Here is a 24,749-nt window from a genome sequence, read left to right on the forward strand (position 1 = left end):
CTATGACGGTTTACGCAATCATTGGTGGCACCGGCCTGACTCAACTCGAAGGCTTGACCATTCGCCAATCGCTGGCGGTAGACACGCCCTATGGCGCGCCATCAGCCGACTTGCAGATCGGCGAGTACGCTGGCAAGGAAGTGCTGTTCCTCGCCCGTCACGGCCATCCGCATCGCTTTCCGCCACACAAGGTCAACTACCGCGCCAACCTGTGGGCGCTGAAGCAGGCCGGCGCCGAGGCGATCATCGCGGTCAACGCGGTGGGCGGGATTCATCCGGCCATGGGCACCGGACATTTCTGTGTGCCGCATCAGATCATCGACTACACCAGCGGTCGCGAACACACATTTTTCGCCGACGATCTGGAGCACGTCACCCACATCGATTTCAGCTTTCCTTACAGCGAGCCGCTGCGTCAGCAATTGATTGCGGCGGTGGCTGCCGAAGGTTGCGAATACAGTGATCAAGGCGTGTATGCCTGCACTCAGGGCCCGCGTCTGGAAACCGTGGCGGAGATCGTGCGACTGGAGCGCGATGGCTGCGACATCGTTGGCATGACCGGCATGCCGGAAGCGGCACTGGCCCGTGAGCTGGAGCTGGATTACGCCTGCCTGGCGCTGGTGGTGAATCCGGCGGCGGGCAAGACCACTGAAGTGATTACTATGGCCGAGATCGAGCAGGCGCTGCATGAAGGGATGGGCAAGGTGAAATCGACGCTGGCGCGAGTGCTCAAGGGCTGAGTCTGACCGAGACCGATTTGGCCCCATCGCTGGCAAGCCAGCTCCCACAGGTAGCGAGTTGAATCACAGTGTTGTGTTCGACTTATAACCTTGTGGGAGCTGGCTTGGCAGCAATAGCTCTCTAACTGGCAAGGAGGGGCTCAACGCTTGTCGAACTTGTCCGGCAATGGCGCAAACAACGCTTCGATATCATCGCTCTGCAGTTTCCAGTCCCCGGCCTTGCGCCCATCCAGCACGCCTGCTGCCAGGTCGGACTTTTCCTTCTGCAGGTGCTGAATTTTCTCTTCAACCGTGCCTCGGGCAATCATCTTGTAGACGAACACCGGTTTCTCCTGGCCGATTCGATACGCGCGGTCAGTCGCCTGATTCTCGGTTGCCGGGTTCCACCATGGGTCGTAATGAATCACTGTATCTGCTTCGGTCAGATTCAAGCCGACGCCGCCAGCCTTCAGGCTGATCAGAAAAATCTGACGCTTGCCGCTCTGGAATTCCTTCACCGGCGTGCGCCGATCGCGGGTCTGGCCAGTCAACAGGGCGTAGGCCACGTTGCGTTTTTTCAGTTCGTCTTCAATCAGTGACAACATCGACGTGAACTGCGAGAACAGCAGAATTCGCCGACCTTCCTCGAACAACTCCTCGAGCATTTCCATCAGACTGTCGAGCTTGCCGGAACTGCTGCCGCGAGCGGGCAGGGTGGCGTCGTTGACCAGGCGCAGGTCGCAGCAGACCTGACGCAGCTTGAGCAGGGCTTCAAGAATGATGATCTGGCTGCGCGCCACGCCCTTGCGTGTGATCTCGTCGCGGACTTTCTTGTCCATCGCCAGGCGCATGGTTTCGTACACGTCGCGCTGCGCTTCATTGAGCTCGACCCAGTGGATGATCTCGGTTTTCGGCGGCAGTTCGGTGGCCACCTGTTCCTTGGTCCGGCGCAGCAGAAACGGTTTTATCCGCCCATTGAGGTGCTGCAATCTGACTTCGCTGGCGCGTTTTTCGATCGGCACGCGGTAGTCGGCATTGAAGCTTTTGACATCGCCCAACCAGCCCGGCAGCAGAAAGTGGAACAACGACCACAACTCGCCGAGGTGGTTTTCCAGCGGTGTGCCACTCAGGCACAGGCGCTGGCGCGCGTTGAGTTCGCGAGCGGCCTGCGCGGCCTTGCTATTAGGGTTCTTGATGTACTGCGCTTCGTCGAGCACCAGAACGTGCAGCGGCTGTTGTGCCAGCCGTTCGACGTCCTTGGGCAGCAGTGCATAGGTGGTCAGGATCAGGTCGAAGTCGGCCAGATGTTCGAAATGCTTTTTGCGACTGGCACCATACAGCGCCACCACTTTCAGTTGCGGCGTGAAGTGCGCAGCCTCATCGAGCCAGTTCGGGATCAGGCTGGTGGGCATCACCACGATGCATGGCCGATCCAGGCGTCCGGCGTTTTTCTCACTGAGAATATGCGCCAGGGTCTGTAGGGTTTTACCCAGGCCCATGTCGTCCGCCAGAATCCCGCCGACCTCAAGCTGACGCAGGGACTGCATCCAGCTCAGGCCTTCGAGCTGATAAGGGCGCAACGTCGCGTTCAAACCCTTTGGTGCCTTGGCCGTGTAATCACGGATGTCGCGCAGGCGTTGGGCAAAGCTGCGGATCTGTTCGTCGCCTTCCCACAGCAGGGGAAGGCCTTCCAGTGAGTTGAGCCGTGTGGCGTCGGCTTTGCTCAGGCGCAGGGTAGTTTCGCCCGGCTCCTGCAAGTAAAACTCGCCCAGTGTCGCCAGTACCGGTTTCAGTCGGCCAAGGGGCAGGGCCACCTGCAGTGGCCCGTGCTCACTGTTGCGTTGCGGAATATTGACCAGAATCAGCTCGTCATCGCGTCGCCGTGCCAGGCGTTCCGGGTTGAGGATTTCGGTGTGCGAGCGCATCAGGTTGAGCAGGATCGGCAGCAGGCTCAGGCGTTCGCCATTGACGATAATCCCCAGCTCCAGATCGAACCAGTCGCGCTCTGGCGCCTGTTCGACGGTGGCGTACCAGTCGTCGACGGCGGTCAGGTCGAAGCCGAATTCCTCGTCGATCTGCAATTCCCAACCTTGGGTGCGCAGCTTCGGCAATTCATTGAGGGTGAAGGTCAGCCAGGCGCTGTCGTTGATCATCTCGTACAGCTCGCCGGCGCTTTCCGGCAGGGCTTTGCTCTGGCGGGTGGCGATGCGAAAGCCGAGGATTCTTAACTGTTCGCGGTAGGACTGTTCCACTTCAGGATGGCGTTTTATCCGCAGCGTCTGGGTTTCCTGGCGGATCAGGATGTCGCTGTTTTTCTGCCCGCTGACGTATTCATCCAGATAGCTGAACGACAGCGCCGCGCGATGCTGGATGTAGCGCTGCATCTTGCCGTTGCGTGGCTCGAACGCGCTGAACTCGACGCTCGCCAGCCACAGGCGCGGCAGCGGTTGCACGTTGTCCACCAGCACTTGCGGCGGCGCCTTGGGGCTGCGGTTCTCCAACACGGCCTGGAGCTTTTCCAGCAGTTCGGCGTCTTTCGCGGCGGCCGGGTATTCGAGGGTTTCCTGCACTTGCAGCAGCACTGCTGCGCAATGTTTGCAGTTGCTGCGCACCGGGCAGGTGCACGTGGCGTCAACCAGCAACAGGGTGCCTTTGGCTGACTCGCGCAAGTTAATGGTCTGACGGTAGACGTTACCGCCAGAGCCTTCGCAACTGGCGGTGATGGTCGCATCGCCCACCTGCGCGATGCGTACCCGATTCTCCAGGGCGTAGCGGCGGCCACGCTCCAGGCTCTGTTCCTTGAATCGGCTGACCCAGGAGGGTGCCAACGGTTTGCTCAGGGGCGGGGACATAAGGACTTCGATCAGTCCGGAATCGCTTCAGGAGCTTGCCGAGGGGCGGGCGCCGTCAGGGAAGTGATCTTGATCAGCAGCGCCAGGTGGCCGTTGTCGAGATAGTTGAGCTGGCCGTTTTTAGTGTGGCTGTCCTGCTTCAGACGTTCGCTGGCAGTGACCATGCCGTTGGCGTCGATCTGGTTGACCCAGAAGTCGGCGTTCACGTCGGTGAAGCGCCCGAGTTTCATTTCCAGGGTGCCTTCGATCGGGAACTGGCCGAACTGTTCCTTACCGTCGCTGACGGCCACTTTGGTCGGCGCTTCGCCGAGGGTTTGCTGCCAGGCCTTGTGCAGCAGCACGCTGTACTCGCCGCTGGCGCTGAGTTTGTTGGCCACCTCATTCAAGGCAGGTGTGCGCTGGCTGGCATCGTCGAGGCGTTGAGCGCCGGCCGCCCAGTCTTCCGGGGCCGCGCGGCTGACAATCGCCGGTACGGCGTTCTGCCGCACCAGAATCATTTCGACCATGTAGGTGTCATCGGCAAACGCCATCGGTGCTACGAAGCTGAGTAGCAAAGTCAGTGAGCGAAACAGGCGCATGCGGCGTCCTTCAAACAGTTTTCGGGAGGAGGCGCTCGAACAGCGCCTCTACAGTATTAAAGCGCTCTTCCGGGCGTTCCATCGGCACCTGGAACTTGAACATTGTGGCGCCTTCGAATTTGTAGCGTTTTGGCTGAGTCTGGATCAGTTTGATCAAGGTCATCGGGTCGACCGGCGTCTGCGCGGCGAACTCGATGCGGCCACCCTGCGGGCCACCGTCGACTTTCTTGATGCCCAGTTGTTCGGCCTGCAACTTCAGCGCGGTGATGCGCACCAGATTCTTGGTCGGCTCCGGCAACAGACCGAAGCGGTCAATCATCTCCACTTGCAGATCCTTCAGGCCTTCCTCGTCGGTGGCCGACGCGATGCGCTTGTACAGAATCAGGCGGGCGTGAACGTCCGGCAGATAGTCTTCCGGAATCAGCGCCGGCACCCGCAGGTTGACCTCCGGGCCTCCGCCGAGCGGTTGATCGAGGTTCGGCTGTTCGCCCTTGCGGATCGACTTCACCGCGCGCTCGAGCATTTCCATGTAGAGCGTAAAGCCCACGGCCTGAATCTGCCCGCTCTGGCCGTCGCCGAGCAATTCGCCGGCGCCACGGATTTCCAGGTCGTTGGTCGCCAGCACGAAGCCCGCGCCCAGATCCTGAGTGTTGGCAATCGCTTCCAGACGCTTTTCCGCGTCCGAAGTGATTTGCTGGCGCGGCGGGGTTAGCAGGTAGGCGTAAGCCTGGTGGTGACTGCGGCCGACACGTCCGCGCAACTGGTGCAATTGCGCCAGGCCGAACTTGTCGGCGCGCTCGATGATGATGGTGTTGGCGCTCGGCACGTCGATGCCGGTCTCGATGATGGTCGAGGCAATCAGCACGTTGAAGCGCTTGTGATAGAAGTCGCTCATCACCTGTTCGAGTTCGCGTTCGCGCATCTGCCCATGGCCGATGCCGATCCGCGCTTCCGGCACCAGTTCGGCGAGATCGGCAGCGCACTTCTCGATGGTCTTCACGTCGTTGTGCAGGTAGTAAACCTGCCCACCGCGCAGCAGTTCACGCAGCAGGGCCTCTTTGACCGTGCTCTTGTTCTGCTCCATGACGAAGGTGCGCACCGACAGGCGTCGCGCCGGCGGCGTGGCGATGATCGACAGGTCGCGCATGCCCGACACCGCCATGTTCAGCGTGCGCGGAATCGGCGTGGCGGTCAGCGTGAGAATGTCGACTTCGCTGCGCAGGGCCTTGAGCTGTTCTTTCTGCCGGACACCGAAACGGTGTTCTTCGTCGATAATCACCAGTCCGAGGTTTTTGATCTTCACATCGTCGGACAGCAGCTTGTGCGTACCGATGACGATGTCGATCTTGCCTTCCGCCAGATCGGCGATCGCCGCGTTGACTTCCTTGGCCGATTTGAAGCGACTCATCACTTCCACGGTCACCGGCCAGTCGGCGAAGCGGTCGCGGAAGCTGTTGTAGTGTTGCTGGGCGAGCAGGGTGGTCGGCACCAGAATCGCGACCTGACGCCCACCGTGCACGGCGATGAACGCTGCGCGCATCGCCACTTCGGTCTTGCCGAAACCGACGTCGCCGCAGACCAGGCGATCCATCGGCTTCGGCGCGAGCATGTCTTCGCGCACGGCTTCGATGGTCGCTTGCTGATCCGGGGTTTCTTCGAACGGGAAACCGGCGCTGAACGTCGCGTAATCGGCTTTCGGGTCGGCAAACGCGTAGCCTTCGCGCGCGGCGCGGCGGGCATAGATGTCGAGCAATTCAGCAGCGACATCGCGCACCTGTTCGGCGGCTTTGCGCTTGGCTTTCTGCCAGGTTTCGGAGCCGAGGCGGTGCAGCGGCGCCAGTGAGTCATCGCTGCCGGTGTAACGCGCAATCAGATGCAGGTTGGCCACCGGCACATAGAGCTTGGCGTTCTCGGCGTATTCCAGGGTAAGGAATTCGGCCGCCTGATTGTCGATTTCCAGAATCGTCAGGCCCAGATAACGCCCGACCCCGTGATCGATGTGCACCACCGGCGCGCCTTCGCGCAGCTCGGTGAGGTTCTTGATCACGGCATCGTTGTTGGCGTCGGCACGTTTTTCCCGGCGACGACGCTGCATCACCCGCTGACCGAACAGCGGACTCTCGGCCACCAGCGCCAGCGCCGGGTCATCGAGCATCAAGCCCTCGTCGAGCGGGGCAATGGTGATCGCCAGGCGATCCTTGCTCGCAACGAAGTCCGGCCAGCTGTCGACGGTTTTCGGCCTCAGCTTCAGACGTTCCAGCAACTCCAGCAGGACTTCACGCCGGCCCGCGGATTCGGCAGTAAACAGCACGCGTCCGGGGAATTCGTCGAGAAATGCCGAGAGCGCCGCCAGCGGTTGTGTCGCCTTGGCTTCGATCGCCAGGTTCGGCAGCGCTTGCGCCGGGAAGCGCTCGCGACCAGCACCGGATTCGACGTCCTGCTGACTGGCCACTACCCGTGGCCAGCTCTTGAGACGGGCGAAGCAGTCTTCCACCGGCAGGAACAATTCCGCTGGCGGCAATAACGGACGCGATGGATCGACGCGGCGCTCTTCGTAGCGATTGCGCACGTCGTTCCAGAAGTTTTCCGCTGCTTGTTCGATACCCGGCAGCGAGAACACTTGCGTGTCCTGCGGCAGGTAATCGAACAGCGTCGAGGTTTCATCGAAGAACAGCGGCAGGTAGTACTCGATACCGGCGGGCGTGATGCCGCTGCTCAGGTCCTGGAAGATCGGGCAGCGCCGGAAGTCGACGTCGAAACGCTCGCGGAACCGCGCCTTGAAGCGGGTGACCGCATCTTTCTGCAGCGGAAACTCTCGCGCCGGCAGCAGTTTGACCGATTCGACCTTGTCGATGGAGCGTTGGTTTTCCGGGTCGAAGGTGCGCAGGGTTTCGATTTCGTCGTCGAACAGGTCGATGCGATAGGGCAGTTTGCTGCCCATCGGGAACAGGTCGATCAACGCGCCGCGTACGGTGAACTCGCCGTGCTCGTAAACCGTATCGACGTAGCGATAGCCGCTGGCTTCCAGGCGCGCGCGCATCTGTTCGACATCGAGCTTCTGCCCGACATCCAGCACCAGACTGCTGCCGAGCAGAAACTTGGTCGGCGCCAGGCGGTGCAGGGCGGTGGTGATTGGCACCACCAGCACGCCATGCGCCAGTTCCGGCAGCCTATAAAGACTGGCGATGCGCTGGGAAATGATGTCCTGGTGCGGCGAGAACAGATCGTACGGCAGGGTTTCCCAGTCGGGGAAATGCAGCACGGGCAAATCCGGGGCGAAGAAACTCAGCTCCTGTTCCAGCCGTTCGGCACTCTGGCTGTCGGCGGTCAGTAGCAGGGTGAAGCGCTTGGCAGCGCTGGCAGCCTCGGCAATCGCGAGGCTGAGGGCAGCACCGGGCAGGTTGCCCCAATGCTGTTTACCTGCCGCGGCAGGGAGAAGCGGTAGACGCAGAACGGGCACGGAAGGTTGAGCTCCAGGCTTTGCGACAAAGTCGGTAATTGTAGCGGCGTCCGGTGCCGGCTGTCAGTTGCAGACTGCGTCTATCTTCGTGGTTTGCACGAAATGTAGTGGTAACCATAAAAACGAGCACTTTTTTTACGGTTATGTAGTGCCGAAATCGACTGGTGTTACGGAGGGTTACAGACATCGTCTAACAGTCGTCGAAAAATTGACTGTGCTGAAAGCCCCGGTTTTACTGGGCTGGCGCGAGGCGTAATTTTTTTGAACGGAATTTTGTTACCGATTGCGCGACAAGCGCGCATTGCTACAAGAGGTTCTCGGCGGCATAATGTAGCCCCTTTTTTCTGCCCCTACATGTGGAAGGTTCCCGTGACTCAGAAGCCCGACCAGTGTCTTGGTGAATGGATCGACCGTGAAGCACTCGCAGAAGCGATGATTCCGCTTATCGGTCAGCTCTACCGCAATAACAACGTGGTGAGCTCGATCTATGGCCGCAGCCTGATCAACCAGTCTGTCATCGCGATTCTCAAAGCTCACCGCTTTGCTCGCCACCGTTCCTCCGACGATAGCGAACTCTCCGTCCACGAAACATTCCCTCTGCTTAAAGCCATGAGCGAGCTCAAGCTCGGCGCGGCTTCGGTAGATCTGGGCAAGTTGGCGTTCAAATTCCGCAGCGAAGGCAATGGCCGCAGCGCCGAGCAGTTCGTGCGTGAAGAACTGGCTGACGTGGTTGGCCAGCAAAACGCTTCGGCCCGCAAAGGCACTGACGTTGTGCTGTACGGCTTCGGTCGTATCGGCCGTCTGCTGGCGCGCATCCTGATCGAGAAAACCGGTGGTGGCGACGGTCTGCGTCTGCGTGCCATCGTCGTGCGCAAGGGCGCCGAAAACGACCTGACCAAACGCGCCAGCCTGCTGCGTCGCGATTCGGTACACGGCCCGTTCAACGGCACCATCGTCATCGACGAAGAAAACAACACCATCACCGCCAACGGTAACCTGATCCAGGTGATCTACGCGAAGAACCCGACCGAGGTGGATTACACCCAGTACGGCATCAAAGATGCGCTGCTGGTGGACAACACCGGTGTGTGGCGTGACGCCGATGGCCTGGGTCAGCACCTGCAATGCCCGGGTGTGGCTCGCGTTGTTCTGACCGCGCCTGGCAAAGGCAAGCTGAAGAACATCGTTCACGGTATCAACCACAACGAAATCACCGCTGACGACAAGATCGTGTCCGCCGCTTCCTGCACCACCAACGCCATCGTGCCGGTGCTGAAGGCTGTGAACGACAAGTTCGGCATCATCAACGGTCACGTCGAAACCGTTCACTCGTACACCAACGACCAGAACCTGATCGACAACTTCCACAAAGGTGACCGTCGTGGCCGTTCCGCCGCGCTGAACATGGTCATCACCGAGACTGGTGCTGCCACCGCCGCTGCCAAGGCCCTGCCTGAGCTGGCCGGCAAGCTGACCGGTAACGCGATCCGCGTTCCGACGCCAAACGTGTCGATGGCCATTCTCAACCTGAACCTTGAGAAAGCTGCCAGCCGTGAGGAGATGAACGAGTACCTGCGCTACATGGCGCTGCACTCCGATCTGCACAAGCAAATCGACTTCGTCAACTCGCAGGAAGTGGTTTCCACTGACTTCGTGGGTTCGCGTCATGCCGGTGTGGTCGACGCTGAAGCGACCATCGTTCAGGACAACCGCGTTGTGCTGTACGTCTGGTACGACAACGAGTTCGGTTACAGCTGCCAAGTGGTTCGCGTGATGGAAGACATGGCCGGTGTAAACCCGCCAGCCTTCCCGCGCTAAGCTATAGCTGCAAACAAAAACGCCCCGACTTAGGTCGGGGCGTTTTTTTATGCCTGGCAGATCTCTATTGCCTGATCCGGCCTCATCGCTGGCAAGCCAGCTCCCACAGGTTTCCTGGCAGGCTGCGCAATGGCATGTACGCCTCAAGACCTTGTGGGAGCTGGCTTGCCAGCGATGGCGTCCTATCTGGCCCCACCTGTCACAGCGGCTTGCGCAGTCCGCAGCTCATGTTTGTTCCCGCGGAACAGCACCAGCGTCGCAATCAACCCCAGCACCGCCGCACCGCTGAGCCAGATTCCCGGCGCAGCCTTGTTGTCCAGCACGTGAATCAGGTAAGTACAGGCCGCAGGCGTAAAGCCGCCAAAGGTCGCTGTCGCCAGGCTATAGGCCAGCGAGAACCCGGTGGTGCGCACTTCCACCGGCATGATTTCGGTCAGCGCCACCACCATCGCGCCGTTGTACGAGCCGTACAGGAACGACAACCATAGTTCGACAATCAGCAGATGACTGAAGCTCGGGTTTGCCACCAGCCACGACAGCGCCGGATAGGCGGTCAGGATCGCCAGAAGGGTCGCCGCCAGCAGTAGGGGTTTGCGCCCGATCTTGTCGGACACCGCGCCCATCACCGGCAGCCAGAAGAAGTTCGACAGACCGATGCACACCGTTACCAGCAGCGCGTCGAAGTCCGACAGATGCAGTTCGGCCTTGCCGAAGGTCGGGGTGTAGGCAGTGATCAGGTAGAACGAAACCGTGGTCATCACCACCAGCGCCATGCCAGCGATGACGATGCCGAAGTTCTGACCGATCGAGCGGACGATTTCCCGCAGGGTAGGGCGATGCTTGCGCGCCTGGAACTCCGGGGTTTCCTCCAGCGAGCGGCGAATGATGAAGATCACCGGAACGATCATGCAGCCGATCAGGAACGGCACGCGCCAGCCCCAGTCACCCATTTGATCCGGGCTTAGCCAGTGGTTGAGGCCAACGCCGAGCAGACCGGCGAACACCACCGCCGCTTGTTGGCTGGCAGACTGCCAACTGACAAAAAAGCCCTTGCGGCCCGGCGTGGCGATTTCCGCCAGATATACCGAAACACCGCCCAGTTCGACGCCAGCCGAGAAGCCTTGCAGCAAGCGACCGAACAGCACGATCAACGGCGCTGCGACACCCAGGGTGGCGTAACCCGGCACGCAGGCGATCAGGATCGTACCGGCGGCCATCAGCGCAAGGGTAATGATCAGGCCCTGGCGACGACCGTGACGGTCAATGTAAGCGCCAAGGAAGATCGCCCCCAGCGGACGCATCAGGAAGCCTGCACCGAAAGTCGCCAGGGACAGCATCAGGGAAGCGAAGGCGCTGTCGGCCGGGAAGAAGGTTTTGGCGATGGCCGTGGCGTAGAAGCCATAGACCATAAAGTCGAACATCTCGAGAAAGTTGCCGCTGACAACGCGAAAAATCGCTTTGCCTTTGCCCGTGGTCGAGGACATTTTCAGTTACTCATTATTGGTTTCTTGTAACGCGTTGCATCCGATGGGGAGCGTGCGGGCCTTTGATCCATAATGGCCGGCGCGCTTTTATGGGGAGATGAAGAATTGTTCACTGGACGGTGGGTTGGGCTTGTGAGTGTGGCGGTTGTCCTCGCTGCCTGTGGCAACGGTGAGTCCATGGAAAGCTTTGGTGGCCCGACCATGGGCAGCACGTATTCGATCAAGTACGTGCGACACGCGGGTATTGCCGAGCCGGCGCAAGTTCGCCGGGAAGTGGAAGGTATCCTCGCTGACGTGGATCGACAGATGTCGACCTACCGCAGTGATTCCGACATCGAGCGCTTCAATGCTTTGCCGGCGAACAGCTGTCAGACCCTGCCTGCCGCTGTGCTTGAATTGGTCCGCGTTGGCGAACAACTGTCAGAGCAAAGCGAAGGTGCCTACGACTTGACCGTCGAGCCGCTGATGAATCTGTGGGGGTTCGGCCCGCAAGGGCGTGAAGAGAAAGTCCCCGACCCCGCCGTGCTGGCCGAAACCCTGCAGCGAGTCGGCTACCGCCATTTGCATATCGACGGCGACCGCTTGTGCAAGGACGCCGCTGTCGAAGTCGACTTCAACAGCATCGCCGCCGGTTACGCGGTCGACACCATCGCCGCCAGGCTCGAGTCGATGGGCATCCATGACTATCTCGCCGAAGCCACCGGTGAGCTAAAGGCCAAGGGCAAGAAGCTTGATGGCTCATCCTGGCGTATTGCGCTGGAAGAGCCGCGAGACGATCAACAGGTGGCCGAACGGATCATTCAGGTCGACGGCTACGGGGTTTCCACCTCCGGGGATTACCGTAACTATTTCCTGCAAGGTGGCCGGCGCTATTCCCACACCTTCGATGCGCGGAGCGGGGCGCCGGTCCTACACAGCCTGGCGTCAGTTACGGTGATTCATCCTTCAGCGTTGATGGCCGATGGACTATCGACGCTGTTGCTGATTCTCGGGCCTGAACGGGCTTGGGACTATGCCGAAAAACATGACATTGGTGCATTCTTCGTGATTCGTGCCGATACAGGTTTTGTTATCCGCACCAGTGCGGCTTTCGAACGCCTCAGTGGCGCAAAAGTTGACTGAAAACAGTACGAAAGCTGGCGTTGTAGTGCAGGCAAAAGTAGCCTACGACGCGACCAAGGGTTAATGTGCGCGGCGTTGACGCTTCTATAGACTGTGTCCGGGTTCTTTACTGGCCCCCAATTGTTCCTTCGCGCCGCGATTCGGCGTGATTTAGCCGCCGGTGCTGCTGGCACCGCGGCCTGTTCTGAGGAGTACGCATGGCTGTCTACAACTACGACGTGGTGGTGTTGGGTTCCGGCCCGGCGGGAGAAGGCGCGGCAATGAACGCCGCCAAAGCGGGGCGCAAGGTGGCAATGGTCGACAGCCGTCGCCAGGTCGGCGGCAACTGCACCCACCTGGGAACCATCCCGTCCAAGGCCCTGCGTCACTCGGTGCGGCAGATCATGCAGTTCAACACCAATCCGATGTTCCGGGCGATCGGCGAACCGCGCTGGTTCTCCTTCCCGGACGTGTTGAAAAGCGCTGAAAAGGTTATCTCCAAACAAGTCGCTTCGCGCACTGGCTACTACGCCCGTAATCGCGTCGACGTGTTCTTCGGCACCGGCAGCTTCGCCGACGAGCAAACCATCGAAGTGGTCTGCGCCAACGGCGTGGTCGAAAAACTGGTGGCCAAGCACATCATCATCGCCACCGGTTCGCGCCCGTATCGCCCGGCGGACATCGATTTCAATCACCCGCGTATCTACGATAGCGACACCATCCTCAGCCTCGGCCACACCCCGCGCAAACTGATCGTTTATGGCGCCGGTGTGATCGGTTGCGAATACGCCTCGATCTTCAGCGGTCTGGGCGTGCTGGTCGAGCTGGTGGACAACCGCGGTCAGTTGCTGAGCTTCCTCGACTCGGAAATTTCCCAGGCGTTGAGCTACCACTTCAGCAACAACAACATCACCGTGCGCCACAACGAAGATTACGATCGCGTTGAAGGCGTGGACAACGGCGTGATCCTGCACCTGAAGTCCGGCAAGAAGATCAAGGCCGACGCTTTGCTCTGGTGCAACGGCCGTACCGGTAACACCGACCAGTTGGGTCTGGAAAACATCGGGGTCAAGGTCAACAGCCGTGGCCAGATCGAAGTCGACGAGGCTTACCGCACCTGCGTACCGAACATCTACGGCGCCGGCGACGTGATCGGCTGGCCAAGCCTGGCCAGTGCCGCCCACGACCAGGGTCGCTCGGCGGCCGGCAGCATTGTCGATAACGGTAGCTGGCGCTTTGTGAATGATGTACCGACCGGCATCTACACCATTCCGGAGATCAGCTCGATCGGCAAGAACGAGCAGGAACTGACCCAGGCCAAAGTGCCGTACGAAGTCGGCAAGGCGTTCTTCAAGAGCATGGCGCGTGCGCAGATCGCCGGCGAGCCGCAAGGCATGCTGAAAATCCTGTTCCACCGTGAAACCCTGGAAGTGCTGGGTGTTCACTGCTTCGGTTATCAGGCGTCGGAGATCGTGCACATCGGTCAGGCGATCATGAACCAGCCGGGTGAGTTGAATACGCTGAAGTACTTCGTCAACACCACGTTCAACTACCCGACCATGGCCGAAGCCTATCGGGTAGCGGCGTACGACGGCCTCAATCGGCTTTTTTGACGGGCTCCGGCCGGTGGCCTGAGCCGGCCGGGGAGACCGATTTCAGCAATTCTCGAGGGTGGCAGTGGCCAAACCGGGAAAGTCTGTAATCAGGCTGTCAACGCCGAAGTCGGCGAGTCTGCGCATCAGCGCAGGCTCGTTGACGGTCCACACCGACACATGCAGCCCCTGACGCTGCGCCTTCTGCAGGCGTTCCGGCGTACACAGTGTCCAGTTCAGCGCCAAGATCTCACAGCCATAGCTGGCGGCGACCTTCAACGGGTCGAGCCAGGCGTATTCGGCGACCAATCCACGCGATACGTCCGGCACCAGCTCCAGCGCCGCCTTCAGCACTTCCCGCGAGCTCGAAGTGATGGTGACCTTGTCCAGCAGGCCATGACGCTGGGCCATTTCGCGAATCGCCAGTACGGTAGTCGCGGCGCGGGTGCGTGAAGCGCTTTTGACTTCCAGTTGCCAGTGCTCGAAATCACACTGTTCGAACAGTTCTTCCAGAGTCGGAATCGGGCACGGTTTGATCCAGCCCGGGCCGCCCTTGCGCGCGTCGTAGGTCACCAGTTCGGCGGCGGTGTGCTCGACCACCTTGCCGCGCCGGTCGGTGGTGCGCTTGAGGGTCGGGTCGTGGATCACCATCAGCTCGCCGTCCTTGGACAGGTGCAGATCAAGTTCGCAACGGCGTACGCCGTGCTTGAGACATTCCTGAAAACTGGTCAGGGTGTTTTCCGGTGCTTCGCCCTTGGCGCCGCGGTGGCCGTAGATGAGGGTCACGGTGCTTCCTTAATTTAAATGCCTGATTCGTTCTGTTCACGGGCCAGGCGTCGTTCCTGGGCCTGTTTCTGCAAGATATAGCGGGCGAGCAACTGGCGCTGGGCGTCGGTCAAGTGTTCGAACTCGGTGCCGACGTCGTAGCCGTCGCCCTTGCGATCGCAATGAGTGACGCGGGCGCGCAGCAGCAGGCCCAGCGCCTGCGGCATCAGCACCAGTTTCACCGACAGGTGCGCGCCCGTGGCGATCGGCGTCGGGTGCTGAAAGTCGATTCCGCCTTCGGAGAGGATCACCGGTTGCGGCTCGCCAATGTGGCCGAGCACGGTCAGGGCGACCACCTGACTGAGCAGGTCGATGCGTTTGTTCTGGGATTTGAGGAACGCGGCAATCGCCCGGTCGCGCTCGCTGATCTGGCGCAACAGGTGCTGCGACTCGAATTCGCTCAGGTGCAGTTCGCTGAGCAGGTTGAACAGCGGGGAAGCATCCTGCAACACTTCCTGGCCTGCGGCTTCGGGAGCGGACAGGGGCCGAATTTCCAGTGCGATCATGTCCTCGATACGGTAGTATTCGCGGCGATCTTCTTCATCTAATGTCGACATGGCGAACCCATGGTAGCGGCGGTGGTCTGAGTGTAAAGCTGGTTATCGACCCCCGCCACAAGGACGTTCCTTTTCCCTCCGAACAAGCCCCGACATGTTCAGACCTCTCTTCGTATTTATCGGCACGCGTTATACCCGTGCAAAGCGTCGCAATCATTTTGTGTCATTCATTTCCCTGACTTCGATGATCGGGCTCGCCCTCGGCGTGATCGTGATGATCGTGGTGCTCTCGGTGATGAACGGCTTCGATCATGAGATGCGCACCCGCGTGCTGGGCATGGTGCCCCACGCGACTCTTGAAACCGGCGAGCCGATCAACGATTGGCAGAGCCTGGCCGCCAAGGTCAAACGCAACCCTGAGGTGACGGCGGTTGCGCCGTTCACCCAGATGCAGGGTTTGCTGACCAACAACGGCCAGGTGTCCAAGGTGTTGCTCAACGCCATCGACCCCGCGCTCGAGCGCAATGTGTCGATCATCGACAACTTCATGAAGCAGGGCAAACTCGACGATTTGACGCCGGGCAGCTTCGGCATCGTCATCGGCGACAAGGCCGCGACCAAGCTCGGCGTGGGCCTTGGTGACAAGGTCACCTTCGTCGCGCCGGAGGTCAGCGTGACCCCGGCCGGGATGTTCCCGCGCATGAAGCGCTTTACTGTGGTCGGCATCTTTCATGTCGGCGCCGGTGAGCTGGACGGCTATCTGGGCGTCACCAACCTGCAGGATCTGGCGAAGATGCACCGCTGGAAGCCTGATCAGGTGCAGGGCATCCGGTTGAAGTTCGATGATCTGTTCCAGGCGCCGCGCGTGGCCTGGACCATCGCCCAGCAGTTGGGCGAAGACCATTACTACGCCCGCGACTGGACCCGTACCCACGGCAACCTGTATCAGGCGATCCGCATGGAAAAAGCCATGATCGGTCTGCTGTTGCTGCTGATCGTCGCGGTGGCTGCGTTCAACATCATTTCCACGCTGGTAATGGTGGTAAATGACAAGAAGAGCGACATCGCCATTCTGCGTACCCTGGGCGCTACGCCGGGGACGATCATGCGTACGTTCATGGTGCAGGGCACCGTGATCGGCGTGGTCGGTACGGCGATTGGCGCGGTGCTCGGTATTCTCGCCGCGCTCAACGTCAGCGCTGCAATTTCCGCCCTCGAAGGGCTGATCGGCCATAAGTTTCTCAACGCCGACGTGTATTTCATCGATTACCTGCCCTCGCAGGTGCAGAGCCAGGACGTGGTCATGGTCTGCGCCGCTGCGTTGGTCCTGAGTTTCCTCGCCACCCTGTATCCCGCCTGGCGTGCCGCGCGCACCCAGCCGGCGGAGGCGCTACGTTATGAGTGAGTCGGGCATGAGTGATAAAGCAATCTTGAGTTGCCGCAACCTGGGCAAATCCTACGAGGAAGGCCCGGAGTCGGTGCAAGTGCTGGCCGGTCTGCAACTGGAGTTGCACCCGGGCGAGCGTGTGGCGATCGTCGGCAAATCCGGTTCCGGCAAAAGTACCTTGCTCAACCTGCTGGGCGGTCTCGACACCCCAACCGAGGGCAGCGTCTGGCTTGACGGCGAAGAGCTGTCAGCGCTGAGCGAAAAGAAGCGTGGCCTGCTGCGTAACCGTGCCCTCGGGTTCGTGTACCAGTTCCACCACTTGCTGCCGGAATTCACCGCGCTGGAAAACGTCTGCATGCCGCTGCTGATCGGCAAGACCGCGATCCCGGAAGCGCGTCAGCGCGCTACCGCGTTGCTGGAGCGCGTGGGGCTGGGCCATCGTCTGGAGCACAAACCGGCCGAGCTGTCCGGTGGCGAGCGCCAGCGTGTGGCTATCGCCCGTGCACTGGTAAACAATCCAGGCCTGGTAATGCTCGACGAGCCAACCGGCAACCTTGATTCGCACACCGCCGAAGGCATCCAGGACTTGATGCTGGAACTCAGCACTTCAATGCGCACGGCGTTCCTGGTGGTGACTCACGACATGAACCTGGCCCGCCAGATGGACCGCGTCCTTCAATTGCAGGAAGGCTGCCTGACTCCAATCGCTTGAGAGCTACTGCGCTCGGAAATACTGCGTTAAAAACAGGCTCGGAATGCTCATTTACAGCCAGTAGACTCCGCTTCCTCGCCTGTTTTTGCCTTGTCTTTCCTTCGCTCGCTACGCTCTCAAACGATTGGCCGCTTTTTTAAGCTTGATTTTTTATACGGTGCCCCAGCGAATGTTCAGACCGTTATCGATCTTTATCGGCACGCGCTATACCCGCGCCAAGCGCCGCAATCGCTTTGTTTCGTTCATCTCGATGACTTCGATGATCGGGCTCGCCCTCGGCGTGCTGGCGATGATCGTGGTGCTGTCGGTAATGAACGGCTTCCAGCGCGAGATGAGCTCGCGCATCCTCGGCATGGTGCCGCACGCGACCATCGTTGGCGTCAAGCCGATCGATGACTGGCAGCCGGTGGCCGCCGCCGCGCTGAAAAATCCCGAAGTGACCGCCGCCGTGCCGTTCACCGAGATGGAAGGCATGCTGTCCTACAAGGGTTTGATGCAGCCGATCCAGATCAGCGGCGTCGATCCGGCCCAGGAAGGCAAGGTGTCGATCGTTGCCCAGCACATTGTGCAGGGACGTCTCGATGACCTGAAACCGGGTGAGTTCGGCGTGGTGATCGGTGAAATCACCGCGCGCCGCTTCCGTCTCAATGTCGGCGACAAGATCATCCTGATCGTGCCGGAAGTCAGCACCGCACCGGGGGGCATTACCCCGCGCATGCAACGGCTGAACGTGGTCGGTGTGTTCAAAGTCGGCGCCGAGTTGGACGGCTCGATGGGCCTGATCCACGTGGCCGATGCCGCGACCATGCAGCACTGGCAGCCGAATCAGGTGCAGAGCGTGCGCCTGGCGGTGAAGGATCTGTACGCTGCGCCGAAAGTCTCCTCGGACATTGCCGCCGGGCTCGGTGCCGAGTTCAAGGCTGACGACTGGACCCACACCCAGGGCAGTCTGTTCAGCGCGATGAAAATGGAAAAAACCATGATCGGCCTGCTGTTGCTGATGATCGTTGCGGTGGCGGCGTTCAACATCATCGCCACGCTGATCATGGTGGTGAACGACAAGGGCGCGGACATCGCGATTCTGCGCACCATCGGCGCCACGCCACGGCAGATCATGGCGATTTTCATGGTGCAGGGCACGGTGATCGGCATTGTCGGTACCCTCATCGGCGGCGTGCTTGGCGTAATTGCCGCGCTGAACGTCAGCGAGATGGTCGGCTGGGTCGAGCGCGTTACCGGGCAGCACATCTTCAGTTCCGACGTGTACTTCGTCAGCAACCTGCCTTCGGAATTGCAGGGCGGGGATGTGCTGTTGATCTGCTCGGCGGGCTTTATTCTGAGCTTCCTGGCGACGGTGTACCCGGCGTTGCGGGCAGCGAAGATTGAGCCGGCTCACGCGCTGAGATATTCGTAAGCGCTGAAATCGCCATCGCGGGCAAGCCCGCTCCCACAGGTATTGAGTTGCGTCACCATTATGTGAGCGACACAAAACACTGTGGGAGCGGGCTTGCCCGCGATGGGGCCGTACTTGCTGGCCTCAAGCCTCCTTGGGCAACTCGATCACAAACCGCGTCCACCCCGCAGCCGATTCGCAACGGATCTGCCCACCATGCGCCCGGACGATCGATTGGGTAATCGCCAGCCCCAACCCCGCATGCTCACTGCTGCCTTCCTGCCGCGCCGGATCGGCGCGATAGAACCGGTCAAACAGCCGTGGTAACAGCTCTGCCGAAATCTCTTCGCCACTGTTCTCCACCGACACCTGCACCGCGTGCGGCTGATCGACGATGGACAGGCGCACGCTGCCCGCCACCGGAGTAAAACGCAGCGCGTTATCCAGCAGATTCGACAAGGCCCGGCGTAGCATGCTGCTATCGCCCTTTATTCGCGCATGACCTTGGCGGCTCAGCGTCACCCCGGCGTCTTCGGCCAGTGGCGCGAAGAATTCAAGCAACACATCGCTTTCATCCGCCAGCTCCAGCGCCTCGCGCTTGGGCATCAGCAAACCGTGGTCAGCCTTGGCCAGATAGAGCATGTCGTTGACCAGCTGTGCCATCCATTGCAGTTCTTCGAGGTTGCTGTGCAGGGCTTCGCGGTAATCCTCAAGCGGCCGCGGGCGAGTGAGGGTGACCTGGGTGTGGGTCAGCAGGTTCGACAGCGGTGTGCGCAGTTCATGGGCGATGTCGGCAGAAAACGCCGACAGCCGCTGAAACGAGTCATCGAGGCGTCCGAGCATGGCGTTGAAGCTGTGGGCCATTTCTGCCAGCTCCGGCGGCATTTGCGCTTCCGGCAGCCGCGCATTGAGCGATTGCGCAGAAATCCCACGGGCAACTGCACTCATGCGCCGCAGTGGACGCAAGCCGCTGCGCGCCGCCCAGGCGCCGAGCAGTGCGGTGGCCAGCGCCGACAGCCCGACGGTCAGCCAGATCAGATGCTGCATCCGTTGCAGGAAGTGCTGGTGGTGGGTGATATCCAGCAACAGCGTCAGTTGTGGTGTATCGGACTTGTCCGGGTAGAGCGGGGCGTTGAGCACGCGGTAGTCGGCGCCGTCATGGCTGATGGTCGACAGGCCGGATTGTTTCGGCAACTCCGTAGGGATCTGCGTCGAACTGTCGTACCAGCGCTGACCGTCACTGCCGGTAATACGCAGCGCCAGATCGGCCTGACGGCTCAGCTCATCCGCCAGCCGCGCCTCACGCTGAGCCGGTTGCACATCCTGCAAGGCCCGGCGCAGGCCGATCAGTTTGCCATCCAGCAATTGCTGATCGAGCTCAATGAAGTGCGCCTCGCTGGCGCGGCTGAACAGCACTCCGGCGAACAGCGAGACCACGGCGGTGCACGCGGCAAACAGCAGAGCCAGACGAGAACTCAGCGACAGGCGACGCATCAGGCTGGACGCTCTTCAAGCACGTAACCCATGCCACGCACGGTGTGGATCAGTTTGTTGGGGAAGTCATCGTCGATCTTCAGGCGCAGGCGGCGGATCGCCACTTCGATCACGTTGGTGTCGCTGTCGAAGTTCATGTCCCAGACTTGCGAGGCAATCAGCGATTTCGGTAACACTTCACCCTGGCGGCGCAGGAGCATTTCCAGCAGGGCGAATTCCTTGGCAGTCAGGTCGATGCGCTGACCGCTGCGTTCGACTCGGCGACGGATCAGGTCCAGACGCAGATCGGCCAGTTGCAGACTGGTTTCCTGGGGCAGGGCGCTGCCACGGCGTAGCAGGCTGCGCACCCGGGCCAGCAATTCGGAAAAGGCGAACGGTTTGACCAGATAATCGTCGGCGCCGAGTTCGAGGCCATGAACCCGATCCTCGACTGCATCTTTGGCGGTGAGAAACAGTACCGGCGTGTCGAGGCCGGCACTGCGCACTGCTTGCAGAATCTGCCAGCCACTGCGCCCGGGCAGCATCACGTCGAGGATCAGCAGCGCATAATCACCGCTCAACGCCAGTTGCTGGCCGCTGTTGCCGTCGGCCACCAGTTCCGTGTTGAACCCGGCCTCGGTCAAGCCCTGGCGCAGGTAGTGGCCGGTTTTCGGTTGGTCTTCGACGATCAGCAGTTTCATGGGCGACTCGGATATAGAGAAACGAAAACGTTATACCGTGGGAACAGACGGCGCGCGCCAACCTGACAAAGTTGTAATCTGCCTGTCAGGTAGCTGCCAGCGCGGGCGGGCTAGAGTTTCCCACAGGCTGAACCTTTTCTTGTTGGAGTATGACTATGTTGTTGCGCAACCCTCTGGCCGTCGCCGCCTGCTTGCTGGCACTGAGTTCACCTGTCTGGGCCGCGTCCGCACACACTTATGATTTTGGCCAACCGGCACCAGCAGCCAAGGCTACTCGCAGCATTGAAGTTGTACTGAACGACATGTCGTTCGACCCCAAGGCGATTCAGGTCAAGGCCGGTGAGACGGTTCGCTTTGTCCTGGTGAATAAAGGCCAGTTACTGCACGAATTCAACCTCGGTGATGCGGCGATGCATGCCAGACACCAGCAGGAAATGCTGCAGATGCAGCAAAGCGGCATGCTGACGCCTACCGGCATGAAAGAAATGTCTCACGACATGGCGGGCATGGATCACGGCAGCATGGGCCACGGCATGCAGCACGACGACCCCAACAGTGTGCTGGTCGAGCCTGGCAAGACCGCCGAGCTGACCTGGACCTTCAGCAAGGCCACCAACCTGGAATTTGCCTGCAATATTCCCGGGCACTACCAGGCGGGCATGGTCGGCAAACTGACTGTCAGTCAGTAAGCACTCAAAGGCGGGCGCAAAGGCTGATAGAATCCGCTGATTCTTCAGTCAGGTTTCCGCCATGCATCCCGCAGCCGAACATTCGCCGCTGGGCAAATCCAGCGAATACATCGCCACGTACACGCCGTCACTGCTGTTCCCGATTCCGCGCACCGCGAAATGGGCCGAACTGGGCCTGACCGCCGAAACCCTGCCGTATAAAGGTGTGGATTTCTGGAACTGCTTCGAACTGTCGTGGCTGCTGCCGTCGGGCAAACCGGTGGTGGCGATCGGTGAATTCAGCATTCCGGCGGATTCGCCGAACATCATCGAATCGAAGTCGTTCAAGTTGTACCTGAACTCGCTGAACCAGACGCCGTTTGCCGACATCGCCAGCCTCGAAGCGACGCTGGTCAAGGACCTGTCGGCCGCTGCCGGCAAACCGGTCGGCGTGCGTGTGCGCAGCCTGAAAGAGGTCGAAGCCGAAGGCGTCGTGGCGTTGCCGGGCGTGTGCATCGACGATCTGGACATCAGCGTCAGCAACTATGAGCATCCGCGTCCGGAACTGCTGCGTTGCGATGATTCGCGGATTGTCGAAGAGAGCGTGCACAGCCATCTGCTCAAATCCAACTGCCCGGTGACCAGTCAGCCAGACTGGGGCAGCGTGGTCGTGGAATATCGTGGCGCGGCGCTGGATCACGCGAGCCTGCTGGAATACATCGTCAGCTTCCGCCAGCACTCGGACTTCCACGAGCAGTGCGTGGAGCGGATTTTCCTCGACCTGCAGCGTTTGTTGAAGCCGGAGAAACTCACGGTGTTTGCACGGTATGTGCGCCGCGGCGGGCTGGATATCAACCCGTATCGCAGCACTGAAGCGGTACACCTGCCGAACCACCGACTGGTCCGTCAGTAAGATCAAAAGATCGCAGCCTGCGGCAGCTCCTACATGAGATTCCCTGTAGGAGCTGCCGCAGGCTGCGATCTTTTGCTTTTTGGGGATACCCGGGAATCAGATCCCCATGCTGCCCAGCGCATTGACGATATTGCGCAAGGTGCCGGCAATGGCCGGGTGTTCGAGTTCAAAGCGGTCAACCGCCAGGTTCACGCCATCGGCGATACTGGCGTCCTGGGTGGCGCTTTCCAGTTTGATTTCGGTTTCAATCTGCGCCATCAGCGCATGCAAATCTTCACGCTCGGCTTCGGACAGCGGCGGATTCTGCTCCAGTTGCTCGCGCAGGGTGTCGAGTTGTTTTTGCAGTTCTTGGGCGGGCATGGTGGTTTCCTTTTATCAAGAGGCACTGGCATTGACCGCAGCCGCGCGCCAAAGGTCTATGGCTGACCTTTAGATTAATCCACTCTGCTGCAACCTGCATGATCCCGGTCAGGGCTTTTCGCCCTTGAGGCGGCGCAGGTTGATGTCGGCCAGGCAGGTGTCGAGTTCGCCCAGATGATCGATCACCGAATGCACGCCCAGCCCGAACAACTGCAGGGTTGCCTTACCGCGTCGTTGGTCGCGTTCGTTCTGGCTCAGCGCTTGCCACTCGCTCGGCGACAGGCCGCACAGTGAGCCGCAGGAGGCCAGGCCAATGGTCCACAGCCCGGCGTTGAGGCCCGCTTGCAGCAGGCGCGGCTCGCCACTGACCAGCACGCAGCCATCCAGGCGGCTGACGTTCAAGCCCATCAGTGCCTGCCAGCAGGCATTCGGCGCGGGCCATGGATTGATTGTTGCTGAATATTGCGTAGGTTTGATCCACGCCGGCAGCGAGGCCGCCAAAGGGTGCGCGAGGGCAGGGGGCAACTCATCGATCCACGCACAGGGAATCTCCTGGCGCTGCAGGCTGAGCAGGCTGTCGAGGGCGCCGGGTGTGGCGTCGGCGTGCTCGGGCAGCATGCTGGCGTGTTGCCGGGCACGGGCACCGAAATCCACCAGACAGCCACTGAGTCCGAACAGCACGGCGGTCAGGCCGGGCGCGGCGACAGGCAAGGCTTCAGCGTGGGTCATGGCAACGTCCCTGAAATAGTCACGAGGTTAGGCGACATCGGTGACAGCTGGATGACAGGTGTGTGAAGGCGCTCTCTGGAAACGTCCTGCATTACTCTTGACAGGTAGACTGCCCAAAACGGCTTTTGCGCTTATACTAGCGGTCTTAACGCTTGGGCCGACGGTGCCCGCGCCAGTACGAATCCAAGGAGCTTTTCTATGCGCTGGAGCAATCCTCTCGCTCAGCTATGTGTATGTGCCAGCGTCTTGCTGGTTCCGTTCGCCGCCAATGCTGCAACGGAAGAAGACCCTTGGGAAAGCGTCAACCGCCCGATCTTCCAGTTCAACGACTTCGTCGACACCTACGCGCTCAAGCCGCTGGCGCAGGGCTACGAGTACGTGACGCCGCAGTTCCTTGAAGATGGCATCCACAACATGTTCCGCAACGTCGGTGACGTCACCAACCTGGCGAACAATATTCTGCAGGCCAAGCCCGCAGCCGCTGGTGTCGATACCGCACGCATCATCTTCAACACCACGTTCGGCCTGCTGGGCTTCTTCGATGTCGGCACCAAAATGGGCCTGAATCGCAGCGATGAAGACTTCGGTCAGACCCTCGGTTACTGGGGCGTCAGCAGCGGCCCTTACGTGATGCTGCCGTTGCTCGGCCCGAGCACCCTGCGTGATGCGCCGTCGAAGTACGTCGACAGCTACACCGGTCCGTACCGCTACATCAACGACGTGCCTGTACGTAACTCGGTGTTCGGCCTGAACATCGTCGACACCCGTGCCAGCCTGCTGTCGAGCGAGAAGCTGATCAGCGGCGACAAGTACACCTTCATCCGCAACGCCTACCTGCAGAACCGCGAGTTCAAGGTCAAGGATGGTCACGTCGAAGATGATTTTTAATCTCGACCGATGACAGAAGGCGGCCCGTGAGGCCGCCTTTTTTGTGTGCGCTTATTTCATCTTCAGAATGCTCAGGCCGAGTTTCTGGCTGTCGCCATCCTGGGCCTTGACCCAGACCACTTCGGTCTCCGCTTCCAGCCCGCTCAAGGCGGCATGATCGGAGTCGATGCGCACACTCAAGCGGTCGCCAACCGCGAACTGGCGCGGCGCTTCGACCTGCATGCCGCTGCTCGAGAGGTCGATGCACACGGCTGATACCTCATCACCTTCATGGATCAACACCACATCGGCATCGACCCGCATGCGGATGAAATCACGCTTTTCGCTGTAGTCCCGACCGGTTTGACTCATGGTTTTAACCTTCCATTGGGTTACGGTTTGAGCGGTTCTTATAACTCTCGGTGATTTGACAAGTAAAGTCGTCAAGCGACCATCGGCGCATGCTTGAAACGCCCCGCGGATGGGAGTACCGTCTGCGCCTTAGAAGGGCACCTCTGGTGCAATCGCGTTCCGGGCCACTGCTCGAAAGCGGTGCAGCAGAGAGGCTAGAAAGCGAATCCAGTAGTCTGAGCCGGGCCGATGCCCCGCCTGCTACGCCA

The 24,749-nt window shown here is 60.5% G+C and carries 21 protein-coding genes; 10 read left to right on the plus strand and 11 right to left on the minus strand.

The genetic code is table 11. The annotated features are described in order from the left end of the window. Positions 1-2: 2 nt before the first annotated feature. The gene (locus KVQ82_RS10615) at positions 3-740 is read left to right on the plus strand and encodes an S-methyl-5'-thioinosine phosphorylase (RefSeq protein ID WP_222018818.1); all 738 of its coding nucleotides are present in this window, start codon (positions 3-5) and stop codon (positions 738-740) included. Positions 741-880: 140 nt separating this feature from the next. Here KVQ82_RS10615 and KVQ82_RS10620 read toward each other — a convergent pair whose 3' ends face one another. Genes KVQ82_RS10620 through mfd form a run of 3 tightly spaced genes read right to left on the minus strand, consistent with a single transcriptional unit; the run spans position 881 to position 7,609 of the window. Further along, positions 881-3,571 carry a DEAD/DEAH box helicase gene (locus KVQ82_RS10620; RefSeq protein WP_222018819.1) on the minus strand — a complete coding sequence of 897 codons (2,691 nt, stop codon included), beginning with the start codon at positions 3,569-3,571 and terminating at the stop codon, positions 881-883. Between the two features lie 11 nt (positions 3,572-3,582). Then, entirely contained in the window at positions 3,583-4,149 is a 567-nt protein-coding gene (locus KVQ82_RS10625; RefSeq protein ID WP_041068980.1) for a CsiV family protein, read from the minus strand. A 10-nt stretch (positions 4,150-4,159) separates the two neighbouring features. Beyond that, positions 4,160-7,609: a transcription-repair coupling factor gene (gene mfd / locus KVQ82_RS10630; protein WP_041068978.1), complete on the minus strand. Its 3,450-nt coding sequence runs from the start codon at positions 7,607-7,609 to the stop codon at positions 4,160-4,162. Positions 7,610-7,963: 354 nt separating this feature from the next. Between mfd and KVQ82_RS10635 the strand changes: the two genes are divergently transcribed. Then, positions 7,964-9,427, plus strand: coding sequence for a glyceraldehyde-3-phosphate dehydrogenase (locus KVQ82_RS10635; protein ID WP_003226583.1), 1,464 nt, complete (start codon positions 7,964-7,966; stop codon positions 9,425-9,427). 182 nt (positions 9,428-9,609) lie between these two features. Here KVQ82_RS10635 and KVQ82_RS10640 read toward each other — a convergent pair whose 3' ends face one another. Next, a complete protein-coding gene (locus KVQ82_RS10640) occupies positions 9,610-10,911 on the minus strand; it encodes an MFS transporter (RefSeq protein ID WP_222018820.1) in 1,302 nt (433 codons plus the stop codon). 72 nt (positions 10,912-10,983) lie between these two features. On the opposite strand from KVQ82_RS10640, the gene KVQ82_RS10645 reads away from it, so the two are divergent. Continuing rightward, positions 10,984-12,033 (plus strand): FAD:protein FMN transferase, encoded by a 1,050-nt coding sequence (locus KVQ82_RS10645; protein WP_222018821.1) that lies wholly within the window; start codon positions 10,984-10,986, stop codon positions 12,031-12,033. Positions 12,034-12,230: 197 nt separating this feature from the next. Continuing rightward, positions 12,231-13,625, plus strand: a complete 1,395-nt coding sequence (gene sthA / locus KVQ82_RS10650; RefSeq protein ID WP_007968192.1) for a Si-specific NAD(P)(+) transhydrogenase — start codon at positions 12,231-12,233, stop codon at positions 13,623-13,625. Between the two features lie 42 nt (positions 13,626-13,667). Here sthA and KVQ82_RS10655 read toward each other — a convergent pair whose 3' ends face one another. After that, on the minus strand, positions 13,668-14,390 hold the full coding sequence (locus tag KVQ82_RS10655; protein ID WP_041068969.1) for a glycerophosphodiester phosphodiesterase family protein: 723 nt from the start codon (positions 14,388-14,390) through the stop codon (positions 13,668-13,670). Between the two features lie 14 nt (positions 14,391-14,404). Continuing rightward, entirely contained in the window at positions 14,405-14,986 is a 582-nt protein-coding gene (locus KVQ82_RS10660; RefSeq protein WP_047295261.1) for a PilZ domain-containing protein, read from the minus strand. Positions 14,987-15,080: 94 nt separating this feature from the next. Here KVQ82_RS10660 and KVQ82_RS10665 point away from each other — a divergent pair, with 94 nt between their 5' ends. The 3 genes from KVQ82_RS10665 to KVQ82_RS10675 all read left to right on the plus strand — a co-directional run bounded on the left by KVQ82_RS10665 (position 15,081) and on the right by KVQ82_RS10675 (position 18,439). Beyond that, a complete protein-coding gene (locus KVQ82_RS10665; RefSeq protein WP_041068963.1) occupies positions 15,081-16,331 on the plus strand; it encodes a lipoprotein-releasing ABC transporter permease subunit in 1,251 nt (416 codons plus the stop codon). Positions 16,332-16,338: 7 nt separating this feature from the next. After that, positions 16,339-17,025 (plus strand): lipoprotein-releasing ABC transporter ATP-binding protein LolD, encoded by a 687-nt coding sequence (lolD, locus tag KVQ82_RS10670; protein WP_171061910.1) that lies wholly within the window; start codon positions 16,339-16,341, stop codon positions 17,023-17,025. 169 nt (positions 17,026-17,194) lie between these two features. Next, positions 17,195-18,439 carry a lipoprotein-releasing ABC transporter permease subunit gene (locus KVQ82_RS10675; RefSeq protein WP_222018822.1) on the plus strand — a complete coding sequence of 415 codons (1,245 nt, stop codon included), beginning with the start codon at positions 17,195-17,197 and terminating at the stop codon, positions 18,437-18,439. A 123-nt stretch (positions 18,440-18,562) separates the two neighbouring features. On the opposite strand, the gene KVQ82_RS10680 is transcribed toward KVQ82_RS10675, so the two are convergent. Together KVQ82_RS10680 and KVQ82_RS10685 are read right to left on the minus strand one after the other, a co-directional pair. Further along, entirely contained in the window at positions 18,563-19,912 is a 1,350-nt protein-coding gene (locus KVQ82_RS10680; RefSeq protein WP_222018823.1) for a heavy metal sensor histidine kinase, read from the minus strand. Beyond that, on the minus strand, positions 19,912-20,592 hold the full coding sequence (locus tag KVQ82_RS10685) for a heavy metal response regulator transcription factor (protein ID WP_222018824.1): 681 nt from the start codon (positions 20,590-20,592) through the stop codon (positions 19,912-19,914). Before KVQ82_RS10685 ends, KVQ82_RS10680 begins: the two co-directional genes overlap by 1 nt. 155 nt (positions 20,593-20,747) lie before the next feature. Between KVQ82_RS10685 and KVQ82_RS10690 the strand changes: the two genes are divergently transcribed. Then, positions 20,748-21,281 (plus strand): plastocyanin/azurin family copper-binding protein, encoded by a 534-nt coding sequence (locus KVQ82_RS10690; protein ID WP_222018825.1) that lies wholly within the window; start codon positions 20,748-20,750, stop codon positions 21,279-21,281. A gap of 61 nt (positions 21,282-21,342) precedes the next feature. Further along, positions 21,343-22,173, plus strand: coding sequence for an NADPH-dependent 7-cyano-7-deazaguanine reductase QueF (gene queF, locus KVQ82_RS10695; RefSeq protein WP_222018826.1), 831 nt, complete (start codon positions 21,343-21,345; stop codon positions 22,171-22,173). Positions 22,174-22,269: 96 nt separating this feature from the next. Here queF and KVQ82_RS10700 read toward each other — a convergent pair whose 3' ends face one another. After that, entirely contained in the window at positions 22,270-22,533 is a 264-nt protein-coding gene (locus tag KVQ82_RS10700) for a DUF4404 family protein (RefSeq protein WP_041074003.1), read from the minus strand. Between the two features lie 108 nt (positions 22,534-22,641). Continuing rightward, entirely contained in the window at positions 22,642-23,262 is a 621-nt protein-coding gene (locus KVQ82_RS10705) for an HAD family phosphatase (protein WP_222018827.1), read from the minus strand. 198 nt (positions 23,263-23,460) lie between these two features. Here KVQ82_RS10705 and KVQ82_RS10710 point away from each other — a divergent pair, with 198 nt between their 5' ends. After that, a complete protein-coding gene (locus tag KVQ82_RS10710; RefSeq protein ID WP_041074007.1) occupies positions 23,461-24,150 on the plus strand; it encodes a VacJ family lipoprotein in 690 nt (229 codons plus the stop codon). A 51-nt stretch (positions 24,151-24,201) separates the two neighbouring features. On the opposite strand, the gene KVQ82_RS10715 is transcribed toward KVQ82_RS10710, so the two are convergent. Beyond that, positions 24,202-24,501, minus strand: coding sequence for a PilZ domain-containing protein (locus tag KVQ82_RS10715; RefSeq protein ID WP_095668728.1), 300 nt, complete (start codon positions 24,499-24,501; stop codon positions 24,202-24,204). Positions 24,502-24,749: the final 248 nt, after the last annotated feature.

It is taken from the genome of Pseudomonas sp. AO-1, assembly GCF_019775695.1.
In the GTDB taxonomy this organism is placed as follows: domain Bacteria; phylum Pseudomonadota; class Gammaproteobacteria; order Pseudomonadales; family Pseudomonadaceae; genus Aquipseudomonas; species Aquipseudomonas parakoreensis.

What these genes read in the sequence shown, in the direction of transcription:
- KVQ82_RS10675 (WP_222018822.1), top strand. Translation starts at nt 17,195, where the DNA reads ATGTTCAGACCGTTATCGATCTTTATCGGCACGCGCTATACCCGCGCC.
- KVQ82_RS10715 (WP_095668728.1), bottom strand. Translation starts at nt 24,501, where the DNA reads ATGAGTCAAACCGGTCGGGACTACAGCGAAAAGCGTGATTTCATCCGC.
- KVQ82_RS10705 (WP_222018827.1), bottom strand. Translation starts at nt 23,262, where the DNA reads ATGACCCACGCTGAAGCCTTGCCTGTCGCCGCGCCCGGCCTGACCGCC.
- KVQ82_RS10620 (WP_222018819.1), bottom strand. Translation starts at nt 3,571, where the DNA reads ATGTCCCCGCCCCTGAGCAAACCGTTGGCACCCTCCTGGGTCAGCCGA.
- KVQ82_RS10640 (WP_222018820.1), bottom strand. Translation starts at nt 10,911, where the DNA reads ATGTCCTCGACCACGGGCAAAGGCAAAGCGATTTTTCGCGTTGTCAGC.
- lolD (WP_171061910.1), top strand. Translation starts at nt 16,339, where the DNA reads ATGAGTGATAAAGCAATCTTGAGTTGCCGCAACCTGGGCAAATCCTAC.
- KVQ82_RS10710 (WP_041074007.1), top strand. Translation starts at nt 23,461, where the DNA reads ATGCGCTGGAGCAATCCTCTCGCTCAGCTATGTGTATGTGCCAGCGTC.
- KVQ82_RS10625 (WP_041068980.1), bottom strand. Translation starts at nt 4,149, where the DNA reads ATGCGCCTGTTTCGCTCACTGACTTTGCTACTCAGCTTCGTAGCACCG.
- KVQ82_RS10680 (WP_222018823.1), bottom strand. Translation starts at nt 19,912, where the DNA reads ATGCGTCGCCTGTCGCTGAGTTCTCGTCTGGCTCTGCTGTTTGCCGCG.
- KVQ82_RS10665 (WP_041068963.1), top strand. Translation starts at nt 15,081, where the DNA reads ATGTTCAGACCTCTCTTCGTATTTATCGGCACGCGTTATACCCGTGCA.
- KVQ82_RS10700 (WP_041074003.1), bottom strand. Translation starts at nt 22,533, where the DNA reads ATGCCCGCCCAAGAACTGCAAAAACAACTCGACACCCTGCGCGAGCAA.
- KVQ82_RS10645 (WP_222018821.1), top strand. Translation starts at nt 10,984, where the DNA reads ATGGCCGGCGCGCTTTTATGGGGAGATGAAGAATTGTTCACTGGACGG.
- KVQ82_RS10615 (WP_222018818.1), top strand. Translation starts at nt 3, where the DNA reads ATGACGGTTTACGCAATCATTGGTGGCACCGGCCTGACTCAACTCGAA.
- KVQ82_RS10635 (WP_003226583.1), top strand. Translation starts at nt 7,964, where the DNA reads ATGTGGAAGGTTCCCGTGACTCAGAAGCCCGACCAGTGTCTTGGTGAA.
- sthA (WP_007968192.1), top strand. Translation starts at nt 12,231, where the DNA reads ATGGCTGTCTACAACTACGACGTGGTGGTGTTGGGTTCCGGCCCGGCG.
- queF (WP_222018826.1), top strand. Translation starts at nt 21,343, where the DNA reads ATGCATCCCGCAGCCGAACATTCGCCGCTGGGCAAATCCAGCGAATAC.
- KVQ82_RS10685 (WP_222018824.1), bottom strand. Translation starts at nt 20,592, where the DNA reads ATGAAACTGCTGATCGTCGAAGACCAACCGAAAACCGGCCACTACCTG.
- KVQ82_RS10690 (WP_222018825.1), top strand. Translation starts at nt 20,748, where the DNA reads ATGTTGTTGCGCAACCCTCTGGCCGTCGCCGCCTGCTTGCTGGCACTG.
- KVQ82_RS10660 (WP_047295261.1), bottom strand. Translation starts at nt 14,986, where the DNA reads ATGTCGACATTAGATGAAGAAGATCGCCGCGAATACTACCGTATCGAG.